Genomic DNA, 12,820 nt, shown 5'->3' on the forward strand with positions numbered 1-12,820 from the left:
GATATCACTGTTTTTTTATAAATTGCAAATCCCAAACACCATGCCCTAGATTTTGACCGCGTTTTTCGAATTTGGTAATAGGTCGATCTTCGGGTCTTGGAATATAGTCGTTAGTTGCAGATAAATTTTTGAATCCTTCTGCTTGACTTAATACTTCAAGCATATGCTCTGCATAGTGTTGCCAATCGGTAGCTAAATGTAAAATACCATCAGTCTTTAATTTTCTATGAATTAAAGCAACAAAATTAGGTTGAATGATTCGACGTTTATTGTGTCTTGCTTTATGCCATGGATCGGGGAAGAAAATTTGCACCTTATCTAATGAGTTATCAGGTATCATGTTTTCTAACACTTCAACGGCATCATGGCACATAACTTTTAAATTAGATAATTGATTTTCCTCAATTGCCATTAAACAAGCTCCAACGCCCGGTTTATGGACTTCAATACCTAAAAAGTTCTTGGATGGGGCATTTTTTGCCATTTCAATTAATGAAGCGCCCATTCCAAAACCGATTTCAAACACCACCGGTTTATTATCTTTAAAAACAATTGGTGAGGTAGCATTGTACTCAACACCATAGATAGGCCATAAATGCGTTAAAGCCTGTTGTTGTCCTTTAGTTAAACGGCCTTGTCTTAATACAAAACTTCGTATTGTTCGTTTAGATTCTGTTACTTGGTTATTTGTGTCTAATTGTTCACTCATTACGTATCTGCTGTTAGGTTAAATAGATTATTAAGATAATTGATCATCTTAGCTATATAGTAGTTTACCTGATTTTTTATTCACTTCAAAAAAACATCTTATTAACCTAGTTTTTTATAGATTAATGTGATGAATGTAAAATATTTTTAATAAATTTTTATAATGTGGTTGAGCATAATCTGTAAATGATTATATAATTGTGATCCCGATTTAACCGATTACGTTTTATGTAATCATGATTACATGCTTGAGGATTTCTCGTGCCTGATATGAAGCTTTTTGCTGGTAACGCCACACCCGAACTAGCAAAACGTATAGCTAATCGTCTTTATACTTCTCTTGGTGATATTATTGTTAGCCGTTTTAGTGACGGTGAAGTAAATGTCCAAATTAATGAAAATGTCCGTGGTGAAGATGTTTTTATTATCCAATCAACTTGTGCGCCTACCAATGACAATTTAATGGAATTATTAGTAATGATTGATGCGATGCGTCGAGCATCTGCTGGTCGTATTACTGCTGTTATTCCTTATTTTGGTTATGCAAGACAAGATCGTCGCGTACGTTCAGCCCGTGTACCTATTACAGCCAAAGTTGTTGCTGACTTTTTATCGACTGTAGGGGTTGATAGGGTTTTAACCGTTGATCTTCATGCTGAACAGATTCAAGGCTTCTTTGATGTACCCGTTGATAATGTATTTGGTAGCCCTGTTATTTTAGAAGATATGTTGCAACGTGATTTTGAACGCCCAATCGTAGTATCTCCGGATATTGGTGGTGTAGTTCGTGCCCGTGCTATTGCTAAACTTTTAAATGACACAGATATGGCTATTATCGATAAACGTCGTCAACGTGCTAATGAAGCAGAAGTGATGAATATTATCGGTGATGTTGCTGATAGAGATTGTATTTTAGTTGATGATATGATCGATACTGCAGGAACACTTTGTAAAGCGGCTGATGCATTAAAAGCTCGTGGCGCAAAACGTGTCTTTGCCTATGCAACTCATCCAATTTTCTCAGGAAAAGCTGTAAGTAATATTAAAGATTCTGCTATTGATGAAATTGTAGTTTGTGACACTATTCCATTAACAGCGGAAGTTAAAGCATTGAAAAATGTGCGTCAACTTACATTATCAGGTATGCTTGCTGAAGCAATTCGACGTATTAGTAACGAAGAATCGATTTCAGCAATGTTCCATCAATAATCTTTTCTTCTGAATTAGATAAATGCCCCTGTTAGGGGCTTTTTTGTAATAACAAGATAATTAACGATTAAACTATTATGTCAACAATCAAACTAATTGTAGGGTTAGCCAATCCGGGTAATGAATATGCCGCAACTCGCCATAATGCAGGAGCTTGGTATGTTGATCTCCTTGCTGAACGTTATAATCAACCATTAAAAAATGATCCTAAATTTTTTGGATATAGTTCTCGAATTAATATCAATGGGCATGATGTTCGTTTGTTAGTACCAACTACCTTTATGAATTTAAGTGGTAAAGCAGTGCAAGCAATGGCTTCTTTTTATCAAATTAAGCCCGATGAGATATTAGTTGCTCATGATGAGTTAGATCTTAATCCGGGGATTGCCAAATTAAAATTTGGCGGTAGCCATGGTGGTCACAATGGCTTAAAAGATATTGCCAGTAAACTTGGTAATAATCTGAATTTTTATCGGTTGAGAATTGGAATTGGCCATCCAGGAGATAAAAATAAAGTAGTTGGTTATGTCTTAAATAAACCCTCTAAACCAGAACAAGAATTAATTGATAAAGCTATCGATGAATCAGTTTATTGTACTAATATTTTATTAACAAATGGAATAGAAAGTGCGATGAATCGTCTGCATGCATTCAAAGCTTAAAGTTGTCAACAATAGCGTGTTTTAATTAATTGACTATAAAAAAATCCACCTGATAAACAGGTGGATAACAAATCACGTATCAATTTTTATTACGAAAATAAATGAGAAACATTACCACCTTTTTCAGCTATTTTCTTCATTACTTCTTTTATTAACCATGTATTCATCGATGCGGTATCGTCAGTACTGCCGGTATAATTAAGTTCGGTGGCGAGTTTTTTACGTGCATCTAAACTACTATCGATACCTAATAATTTCAATAAATCAACAATAGATGTTTTCCAATTGAGTTTTTCTGGGAATTTTTTAGCTAAATTATCCAAAATTGACATGACATCGACCTCAGATATAGAAGCTTTGTTGTCCGATGTGTTTTGTTGATTTTGATCGGAATTACTATTATTTGTGTTATTACTTGAAGTATTATCTGAAGTTTTGTCTTTTACTGTGTCAGTGATTTTATCAACTTGCTCTTTCACTGCATCTTTAGCATGACCTACAGCGGCTTGTGCGCTTGGAAATATTTTTGAAAAAATATTATTTAAGATACCCATATTACACCCCTTATGTTTAAACTGCTTATTAAAAAACTGCTTAACGATATAGATGTAGAAAATATCCCCTTAAGTATAGCGGTTAAGTATAAATTATGTCAAAACCACAATCATTTAATAGCATTTTTTGTAATATTAGTATTTTATGCTTTATTGTAACTATAACTATCTTATCTAACATTTTCGATTAATTGTTTTTTTAACTCAATGGGCACGCATAAATTAATAGTCTTTATTCTTCATTCACGTCATAAAAACACATTAAGATATTATACCAATTCTATTATTATGTGATCCAAATCACGATTTGGATTAATTTTGGAATACTATAATGAAAAATAACGGTAATATTTGGTTTACCAATTTTGGTGACACTAATTATATTTTAGAAATTTACATTAAAACTAGAGGTTATTATGAGTGCCATATTGAAGTCAGGAGGATATGTCCGTTGGCTTATGATTATTTTATTTGCGACGGGTGTTATCCTCAATTATGTTGATAGAAATGCTTTAGGCATTATGGCTCAGGAAATTATTCGAGATCTAAATATTACACCTAAAGAATACTCTTATATTACAGGGGCTTTCCAATTAGCTTATACCATATTTCAACCTATCGTTGGATGGTTTGTTGATGTAATAGGCCTACGTATTGGATTTGCAATTATGGTTGTAATATGGTCTGTTATGTGTGTACTACATGCTGGTGCTGGCGCATGGATCCATTTGGCTATTTTACGTTTTGTTATGGGTGGTGCTGAATCAGTCGTTGCTCCTGCTAATGCAAAAGTAATTAGTTTATGGTTTCCGAAAAAAGAGCGAGCTATAGCTAATGGCTGGAGTATGGTCGGTTTTTCTTTAGGTGCAATGATTGCTCCTCCTTTGATTTATACAATTCATCAATTTGGCGGATGGCAACTAGCATTTTTAATTCCTGGTTCTTTAGGAATAATATGGGCTGGAATTTGGCTTTTCTTCTTTAGCGAACCGTCCAAAAGTCGTTTTATTTCTGAAGCTGAAAAGAAATATATTCTTTCTGAACAGGATGATAGCGAAAGCCAGCAAAATAAAAACATTTGGGTTGCTCTTAAACAAGTGGTTAGTAAAAAGAAATTTTATGGTATTGCTATTCCTGCATTTTTAGCTGAACCTGCGTGGGCAGCAGTTAACTTCTGGGTACCATATTATTTATTAACCGAACGAGGCATGCAATTGAAAGAGATGGCAATGTTTGTCTGGATTCCATTTCTTGCTGCCGATTTTGGTGGATTATCATCTGGATATTTTTCTAGAATGTTAAATAAACATTTTGGTCTTTCTCGAATAAATGCTGCATGTACAACTTATTTAGGTGCAGCGTTCTTCATGTTATCAATGGCTTTTGCTAGTTTAACTGAAAGTCCTTATACGGCTATTGCATTAATTGCAATTGGCGCATGGGGTCATCAAATGTTATCGGCGATGTTAACTATTCAAGTTATTGAAAACTTTTCTGGTAAAGAAGTCTCAACGGTGAATGGATTGAGAGGTAGTTCTGCTTGGATAGCGAGTTTCTTATTTACTATAGTTGTTGGGCAGTTTGTTGAAACTATTGGTTTTAAACCATTCTTTATTACCATGGGCTTTTTAGATATCATTGGCGCTATCATAATGTGTTCTTTGTTATATCAACGTAGCCAAAAAAATAACAAGTAATTCGCAAATTATTTATAGACACACATCCTAACTATAAATATAAAAAGAAGAATAGCGTGTATATCACGCTATTTTTACATGTAAATTTAGAAAATAAAAAAGCCCATAATCATGGGCTTTCAACATAGATAAATTATTTTTTATTCAAAAAATGCGCGTCTAATTGCGTATTCAACACCACGGATTTCAGCTAAGCCTCTTAAGCGTCCTATTGCAGAATAACCTGGATTAGTTTTCTTTTTAAGGTCATCAAGCATCTGGTGGCCATGATCTGGACGAACAGGTATTAAACGGTTTATACCAGCTTTTTTGCGACGTTCTTCTTCCGCAATAAGTACTTTTATTACGCCATACATATCAACGTCCCCAGCTAGGTGATCACCTTCGTGGAAAGATAATGGATTATCTTCACGTACTGTTGCGCGTAGATGAATAAAATAAACTCGATCGGCAAATTTTTCAGCCATAGTAACTAAATCATTATCACTACGAACACCATAAGAGCCAGTACAAAAGCAAAAACCATTATGGATACTATCAACAGTCTCTTTTATCCATTGCATATCTTCAATCGTTGAAACAATGCGAGGTAAACCTAAAATCGGTCTAGGAGGATCATCTGGATGAACAGTTAACACAACTCCAACTTCTTCTGCAACAGGTACAATAGCTTTTAAGAAATAAGCATAGTTTTCGCGTAATTTAGCTTTATCAATACCATCATAAGTTGCAAGATGTGCTCGAAACTGATCAAGTGAGTAACCTTCTTCAGCACCAGGTAAACCAGCAATAATGTTTGCGACCAGTTTATCTTTATCGGCTTGTGTCATTTGTTCAAAGTAGTTTTTTGCTGAAAGGATATCTTCTTGACTATAATCTTTTTCGGCATTAGGTCGTTGTAAAATATGGATATCAAATGCTGCAAAGGCAATTTGATCAAAACGTAGTGCTCTTGAACCATCCGGTAATTGATAACCAAGATCGGTGCGAGTCCAGTCTAATACCGGCATAAAATTGTAACAAACAGTATCAATACCACAAGCGGCTAAATTACGAATAGATTGTTGATAATTAGCAATATGTTGTTCGACATTACCTGAATGGGTTTTTATCTCTTCATGAACAGGAATACTTTCGACAACAGACCAAACAAGGCCTTTATCTTCGATTATTTTTTTTCGTTTTTGAATTTCATCAATAGTCCATACTTCACCGTTAGGTATATGGTGTAATGCTGTAACAATTCCGGTTGCTCCGGATTGTCTGATATCATCCAATGATACTGGGTCACTAGGGCCAAACCAACGCATTGTTTGTTCCATCTAAAATCTCCTTAATGATTCTTTATTTAATAAGTCATTCCAAAAGGAAGATCCATTAACAATGCATATTTTCAACTATTGGTTAACAATAGTGACCGGAATAGAGTCAAATAAATAACCATCAAAATTTGGATCTTCACTGTCAGAAACTGTCATTAATGTTTGTTTAACATTTTCTAAGTGTTGCCACATAGCATGGCGTGCAGCCATAGCATCTTTTAACTGTAATGCTTGTAGAATTTTTTCGTGATCATATAGCCACTTTTTACGGTAAGTATGATCGGTGATTCTACTTTGTAGTTGGTCCCACATTTTACTTGTAGATCGTTTAGCCCATAGATCTGACAATAAACGTTCAAGTACTGAATTTTTGGTAGCTCGTGCTATAGCAATGTGGAACATTTCATCAGCACTATAGTCATCAAGAACCTCTTGTTCTAATATTTGCCGTTCCTGTTCCAATATTGCTCTTAATTCAACAATATCTGCTTTGACAATTTGTGAGGCTGCAAAAGCGGCAATATTGCTTTCAATTAATTGTCTAGCTTGTAATAATTCAAATGGACCTAAATCTTCTTCTTCTATTTTCCTATCTTTTTCTGATAAGACTTCATCAGGTAAACCAATTACATAAACACCGGAGCCTTTTTTTACTGCAACTAAATTTTCAAGCTCTAACATAATCAACGCTTCACGAACTACTGTCCTACTGACATTAAAAGTTTCAGCAATGTCTCTTTCTGGTGGAAGCCGATCACCAATTTTAAAGGTTCCACTTTTTAATAATGATTTCAATTCATTACCAATTTCTTGATAAAGTCGATTGACCACGGGCATAATCTATAGTCCTTAGAATACTATTAAGTTTAATGTAGATAATTATACGCTAATTATTACAACTCCTCTAAGCCTATAATAACAGAAAGTCGTTTCAGTTTTATATTGGTTTACCAATATTGTTTGGTATTATAGTGTTTTTTGCAAGGATGCTTATAATATAAACCAAAAAATGTGACTAAAATCACAAAAATTAAAAAATAAAGGTGAAAATTTTATCAACAAGTGAAAATATGTCTAACCAATAAATACTGTCAACTAGTTAATAATGGTGTGTTACATGTTAAATTTATCAAATACTCCCCAATCAATTGCACACAAACCTTTATATGCCCGAGAAAAAATGGTAGCGCGGATTGTACATATAGGTTTTGGTGCTTTTCATCGGGCTCATCAGGCATTATTTACTGATCGTCTTTTAAATAAAGGTAATAGTGATTGGGCCATTTGTGAGGTAAATATTGTCGGAGGTGAAGAGCTTATTAATGATATTCGAAAACAAGATCACCTCTATACGGTTTTAGAAAAAGGTGCAACATCTAAACAAGCTTATATTATTGGCAGTGTGAAACAATCATTATTAGCGCCAATAGATGGTATTGAAACTATTTTAGAAAAAATGGCTGATCCGGTAGTCGAGATCGTTTCATTGACAGTAACCGAAAAAGGTTATTGTATGTTACCAGGTGGTGCTGGTTTGGATTTAAATAATCAATTAATTAAATCCGATCTGAGTTCGCCGACTAAACCTATGTCAGCTCCTGGCGTGATTGTTGAGGCCTTATATAGAAGGATGCAACGAGGTTTAAAATCATTTACTGCTTTATCATGTGATAATATGCCTGAAAATGGTTTGGTATTAAAAAAAGCGATTTTAGACTTAGCAAATGCACGTGACCCAGAGTTAGCTAAATGGATTGAAACCAACACCACTTTCCCTTGTACCATGGTTGATCGTATTGTACCCGCTGCGACAGCCGAAACATTAACAGAAATTCAAGATGCACTAGGTGGTATGTTTGATCCTTGTGGTATAGCTTGTGAACCATTTATTCAATGGGTTATTGAAGATAATTTTGTTACTGCTCGACCTAATTGGAACGAAGTTGGTGCTGAATTTGTTGATAATGTTGTCCCATATGAAGAGATGAAACTTCGAATGTTAAATGGTAGTCATTCATTCTTAGCGTATTTAGGCTATTTAGCTGGGTATGAGCATATTAATGATTGTATGAATGATGAGGCATATAAACAGGCAACTTTATCATTAATGCTACAACAACAAGCTCCAACTTTAAATGTTTCGCCGCAGGTTAATTTACAACAATATGCAGAAAAACTCATTGAAAGATTTAGTAATCCATCACTAAAACATCGAACATGGCAAATAGCCATGGATGGAACGCAAAAATTACCACAACGCATGCTTGATTCAATTCGTTGGCATATCAAACATAATTCTGATTTTTCTTTACTTGCTTTAGGAGTGGCTGGCTGGATGCGTTATGTTGGTGGTATTGATGATCATAAACAAATAATCGATATTCGTGACCCAATGATGGATGAGTTAAAAAAACAAGTAACCGCTAGTGATGATGGTATTGAGCGAGTTAATGCTTTATTAACTTTAGACGCTGTTTTTGGATCTGATTTACCAAATAATTCATTATTTAAAGATAAAGTAACTCAACATTATCTTTGTTTAATGGAGAAAGGTGCAAAACAAACTATTCAGGATTTATTTTTTTAAATTGGACTTTAGAATATGAAAAAATTTTTAGATGATAACTTTTTGTTACAAACTGATGCAGCACAAAAGCTTTATTTTGATTATGCTAAAGATCAACCTATATATGATTATCATTGTCATTTACCACCAAAAGATATCGCTGAGAATAAAAATTTCGGTAATTTAACTGAAATTTGGTTAGCTGGTGACCATTATAAATGGCGAGTATTGCGAACTGCTGGTGTAGATGAAAAATTTATAACCGGAACCGCATCTGATTATGAAAAATATCTTACATGGGCAAAAGTTGTTCCTTTAACACTAGGAAACCCTATTTATCATTGGACCCATTTAGAGTTAAAGAGACCATTTGGTATAAAAAATATTATTTTTAATGAAAAAACAGCTGATCAAATATGGGCTGAAGCTAATGCTAAATTAGCAACAGCTGAGTTTTCTACTCGCGGTATTTTAACTCAAATGAATGTTAAAGCCGTTGGCACAACTGATGATCCCATCGATTCACTTGAATATCATAAACAAATTGCATTAGATACCTCATTTCAGACTAAAGTAAGGCCTAGTTGGCGACCAGATAAAGTCTTCAAAATAGAATTAGCTGGTTTTGCTGATTATATTGCTGAATTAGGCAAAGTTACGGATATCGAAATTGATAATTTTGACAAACTACTTTGTGCATTAACTAAACGCCTAGATCATTTTCAACAGCATGGCTGTGAAGCATCAGATCATGGTATTGAAATTTTACGTTATGCCGACATTCCTAGCGAAAAACAGCTTGATCAAATAATAACTAAACGCCTTGCTAATCAATCCCTTTCTGAATTAGAAATTGCTCAATTTAGTACCGCGGTACTGGTTTGGTTAGGTAAACAATATCATAAACGCAATTGGGTAATGCAATTACACTTAGGTGCGCTACGTAATAATAATCAAAGAATGTTTAAATTACTTGGCCCTGATGCTGGATTTGATTCAATTGGCGATAGACCAATTGCCGAACCACTCTCTTCATTATTAGGTATTTTAGACTTAACTGACGAATTACCGAAAACTATTTTATATTGCTTAAACCCTCGTGATAATGAAGTGTTAGCTACTATGGCTGGCAACTTTCAAGGTTCAGGCATTGCAGGAAAAATTCAATTTGGATCTGGTTGGTGGTTCAATGACCAGAAAGATGGCATGGAACGCCAAATTATGCAACTTTCTCAAATGGGATTATTAAGTCAATTTGTTGGTATGTTAACTGATTCTCGTAGTTTCTTATCCTTTACCAGACATGAGTATTTTAGGCGAATCCTTTGCAATATGGTGGGAAATTGGATGGAAAATGGCGAAATTCCTGCTGATTTTGATTTAGTTGGCAATATGATTAGAAATATTTGTTTTAACAATGCAAATCGTTATTTTGGTTCTCATTAATTAAGTTTATTTTTGTCTAAAAAATAGAAATATTAGAATTAGACGATTCGTATTGGAAAATAGTTATTAATTTTTAGGATAGTTATATGAAAACATTAAAGACATGGATTTTTAAAAACAACCAGAATAATTGTATTGAACTATTGGTAGATAATCGATTTAACTTTTGCCTATATGTTCTTGAAGAAAAGATGTTTCGTGTTTTAATTAAACGAAATAATAGTTTATCACTTGATAGAACATGGAGTATTGCTCCTAATCAAGATACTCCATTAGAAGGTCGAGATCGATTAAGCACCGAAGGTTTTTCTTTACCAAAATATGAATTATTGCAACAAGATAATAAACTTATTATAAGCACAAAACAGTTAAGAGTAACCATTGATCAACCATTATCACTAAAATGGGAATTTAAAAATGAATTTGGTGAGTGGCAATTGCTGGTTGAGGATAGAAGTACTAGTGCTTATTTAATTAATCCTCATGGTGATGGTATTGCTCATTATCAACGAAGATATAAAGATGAACATTATTATGGTTTGGGTGAGAAAGCTGGTGATCTTAATCGTGCTGGTCGCCGTTTTGAAATGCGTAATCTTGATTCAATGGGTTATAATGCGAAAGATACTGATCCTCTATATAAGCATATACCGTTTACCATTACCCATCGTAATGAGGTTAGTTTCGGTCTATTTTATGATAATTTGAGCAGTTGTTGGATAGATTTGGGAACGGAACATGATAATTATCACCTTTCATATCGTCGTTACCAAGCTGAAGCAGGGGATATTGATTTCTATTTCTTCTTAGGGCCGAAAATTATTGATGTTACTAAATCTTTCATTAAGTTAACCGGTAAAACGTTTTTTGGCCCTAAGTGGAGTTTAGGTTACAGCGGTTCAACAATGTTTTATACCGATGCGCCCAATGCCCAAGAGCAGATGCAAAATTTTATTGATCTGTGTCAAGAGCACGGTATTCCATGTGATTCATTTCAATTGTCATCAGGCTATACCTCGATTAATGGTAAACGATATGTCTTTAATTGGAATTATGATAAATTCCCTGATCCGAAAGCTTTCACAAAATCTTATCATGAGGCAGGTTTAAGAATCGCTGCTAATATAAAACCATGTTTGTTACAAGATCATCCTAAATATAAGGAAGCAGCGGAGAAGGGACTTTTTATCAAAGATTCAGAAAGTGATAATCCTGAACGTTCAATGTTTTGGGATGATGAAGGTTCTAATTTAGATCTTACTAATCCAGCAACATTTAATTGGTGGAAAAACAATGTAACCAAGCAACTTCTTGAAATGGGCATTGATTCTACTTGGAATGATAATAATGAATTCGAAGTTTGGGATGCAGAAGCTCGTTGTAATGGTTTTGGTAAGGAAATAGCCATTAAACATATCAGACCAGTAATGCCATTGCTAATGTGTAGAGCATCAATGGAAGCGCAACAAAGTTATAAACCAGATATTCGCCCTTATTTAATATCTCGTTCTGGTTGTGCAGGTATTCAACGTTATGTGCAAACATGGTCAGGAGACAATCGAACAAGTTGGCAAACGCTGCGATATAATATCCGTATGGGATTAGGAATGAGTCTATCAGGACTGTACAATGTTGGTCATGATGTAGGTGGTTTTTCTGGTGATAAACCTGAACCCGAACTTTTTGTACGTTGGGTGCAAAATGGTATTATGCATCCTCGTTTTACCATTCACTCTTGGAATGATGATCATACTGTTAATGAACCTTGGATGTACCCGGAAGTTACGCCGATAATTCGAGATACTATCTGTTTTCGTTATCAATTACTACCTTATTTCTATAATTTATTATGGCAAGCTCATTACGATGATGAACCGATGTTGAGGCCTACTTTTTTGGATCATGAACATGATGCAAATACGTTTACCGAAACTGACGATTTTATGATTGGTAAAGATTTGTTAGTTGCTAGCATTGTTGAGCAAGGTCAAAGAGAGCGTGAAGTTTATTTACCAGAAAATAATACCGGTTGGTATTGTTACCATACACATCAATGGTTTAGTGGTAAACAATCAATAACTTTACCAGCCCCACTTGAATCATTCCCTTTATTAGTTAGGGCTGGTGCTATTATTCCTATGTCTAAACGTATGGCTTATGTTAATCATCAATTAGATGATTATAGAGAATTTAAAGTTTTTCCAGCTAAAGGTGTTTATTCAACAAAAGGCAGTTTCTTTGAAGATGATGGCGAAAGTTACGATTATCAAAAAGGGAAAGGATTATGGATTGATTGGGATTTAACCTCGGATAATCAACGTATTGATCTTCATATACAAGCAAGAGGTGAATATCAACCTGCTTGGGATGAAATTAATATTTCATTACCAAAAGGTGAATTACGTTCATTATTCATTAATGGTCATTCAATAAATAAAGTTTCTTTAAAATCTATCAAATAATTCTTTATTCTCTCAATTCAATATTAATTGGATTGAGAGATCTATATCAAATTGATTTGATTTCACTTAACGTGTTTTTATTAACAAACTTTACCTATAGCAATTATTTTGCAAATATGCGGTTAATTTGACGTTATTTTCCAATTAATTGTGGATAATACAAATAAACTGTAAATATTATTTTTTTACAGGAC

At 34.1% G+C, this 12,820-nt stretch carries 10 protein-coding genes; 6 read left to right on the plus strand and 4 right to left on the minus strand.

Annotation, left to right across the window (positions count from 1 at the left end):
• Window positions 1-4: 4 nt before the first annotated feature.
• Entirely contained in the window at window positions 5-709 is a 705-nt protein-coding gene (gene trmB, locus H3T83_RS05435; RefSeq protein ID WP_198197865.1) for a tRNA (guanosine(46)-N7)-methyltransferase TrmB, read from the minus strand.
• Between the two features lie 260 nt (window positions 710-969).
• On the opposite strand from trmB, the gene H3T83_RS05440 reads away from it, so the two are divergent.
• Both H3T83_RS05440 and pth read left to right on the plus strand, forming a co-directional pair.
• Window positions 970-1,917: a ribose-phosphate pyrophosphokinase gene (locus H3T83_RS05440; RefSeq protein ID WP_086319756.1), complete on the plus strand. Its 948-nt coding sequence runs from the start codon at window positions 970-972 to the stop codon at window positions 1,915-1,917.
• A 77-nt stretch (window positions 1,918-1,994) separates the two neighbouring features.
• On the plus strand, window positions 1,995-2,579 hold the full coding sequence (pth, locus tag H3T83_RS05445; RefSeq protein WP_065613924.1) for an aminoacyl-tRNA hydrolase: 585 nt from the start codon (window positions 1,995-1,997) through the stop codon (window positions 2,577-2,579).
• A gap of 89 nt (window positions 2,580-2,668) precedes the next feature.
• On the opposite strand, the gene H3T83_RS05450 is transcribed toward pth, so the two are convergent.
• The gene (locus H3T83_RS05450; protein WP_198215295.1) at window positions 2,669-3,133 is read right to left on the minus strand and encodes a DUF3597 domain-containing protein; all 465 of its coding nucleotides are present in this window, start codon (window positions 3,131-3,133) and stop codon (window positions 2,669-2,671) included.
• 416 nt (window positions 3,134-3,549) lie between these two features.
• Between H3T83_RS05450 and H3T83_RS05455 the strand changes: the two genes are divergently transcribed.
• The gene (locus tag H3T83_RS05455) at window positions 3,550-4,830 is read left to right on the plus strand and encodes an MFS transporter (protein ID WP_086356735.1); all 1,281 of its coding nucleotides are present in this window, start codon (window positions 3,550-3,552) and stop codon (window positions 4,828-4,830) included.
• Between the two features lie 140 nt (window positions 4,831-4,970).
• On the opposite strand, the gene uxuA is transcribed toward H3T83_RS05455, so the two are convergent.
• Entirely contained in the window at window positions 4,971-6,152 is a 1,182-nt protein-coding gene (uxuA, locus tag H3T83_RS05460) for a mannonate dehydratase (RefSeq protein WP_198215296.1), read from the minus strand.
• A gap of 75 nt (window positions 6,153-6,227) precedes the next feature.
• On the minus strand, window positions 6,228-6,989 hold the full coding sequence (locus H3T83_RS05465; RefSeq protein WP_198215297.1) for a GntR family transcriptional regulator: 762 nt from the start codon (window positions 6,987-6,989) through the stop codon (window positions 6,228-6,230).
• Window positions 6,990-7,269: 280 nt separating this feature from the next.
• On the opposite strand from H3T83_RS05465, the gene H3T83_RS05470 reads away from it, so the two are divergent.
• From H3T83_RS05470 to H3T83_RS05480, 3 genes are all read left to right on the plus strand, one after another.
• The gene (locus H3T83_RS05470) at window positions 7,270-8,739 is read left to right on the plus strand and encodes a mannitol dehydrogenase family protein (protein ID WP_198215298.1); all 1,470 of its coding nucleotides are present in this window, start codon (window positions 7,270-7,272) and stop codon (window positions 8,737-8,739) included.
• A gap of 15 nt (window positions 8,740-8,754) precedes the next feature.
• Complete coding sequence (gene uxaC / locus H3T83_RS05475; RefSeq protein WP_198215299.1) at window positions 8,755-10,164, plus strand: glucuronate isomerase; 1,410 nt, start codon at window positions 8,755-8,757, stop codon at window positions 10,162-10,164.
• An 86-nt stretch (window positions 10,165-10,250) separates the two neighbouring features.
• Window positions 10,251-12,626: a TIM-barrel domain-containing protein gene (locus H3T83_RS05480; RefSeq protein ID WP_198215300.1), complete on the plus strand. Its 2,376-nt coding sequence runs from the start codon at window positions 10,251-10,253 to the stop codon at window positions 12,624-12,626.
• Window positions 12,627-12,820 lie beyond the last annotated feature (194 nt).

Source organism: Gilliamella sp. M0320, from assembly GCF_016101635.1.
In the GTDB taxonomy this organism is placed as follows: domain Bacteria; phylum Pseudomonadota; class Gammaproteobacteria; order Enterobacterales; family Orbaceae; genus Gilliamella; species Gilliamella apis.

Coding starts and splice junctions, on each gene's coding strand:
- trmB (WP_198197865.1), bottom strand. CDS start 709: ATGAGTGAACAATTAGACACAAATAACCAAGTAACAGAATCTAAACGA.
- pth (WP_065613924.1), top strand. CDS start 1,995: ATGTCAACAATCAAACTAATTGTAGGGTTAGCCAATCCGGGTAATGAA.
- H3T83_RS05450 (WP_198215295.1), bottom strand. CDS start 3,133: ATGGGTATCTTAAATAATATTTTTTCAAAAATATTTCCAAGCGCACAA.
- H3T83_RS05455 (WP_086356735.1), top strand. CDS start 3,550: ATGAGTGCCATATTGAAGTCAGGAGGATATGTCCGTTGGCTTATGATT.
- uxuA (WP_198215296.1), bottom strand. CDS start 6,152: ATGGAACAAACAATGCGTTGGTTTGGCCCTAGTGACCCAGTATCATTG.
- H3T83_RS05465 (WP_198215297.1), bottom strand. CDS start 6,989: ATGCCCGTGGTCAATCGACTTTATCAAGAAATTGGTAATGAATTGAAA.
- H3T83_RS05470 (WP_198215298.1), top strand. CDS start 7,270: ATGTTAAATTTATCAAATACTCCCCAATCAATTGCACACAAACCTTTA.
- uxaC (WP_198215299.1), top strand. CDS start 8,755: ATGAAAAAATTTTTAGATGATAACTTTTTGTTACAAACTGATGCAGCA.
- H3T83_RS05480 (WP_198215300.1), top strand. CDS start 10,251: ATGAAAACATTAAAGACATGGATTTTTAAAAACAACCAGAATAATTGT.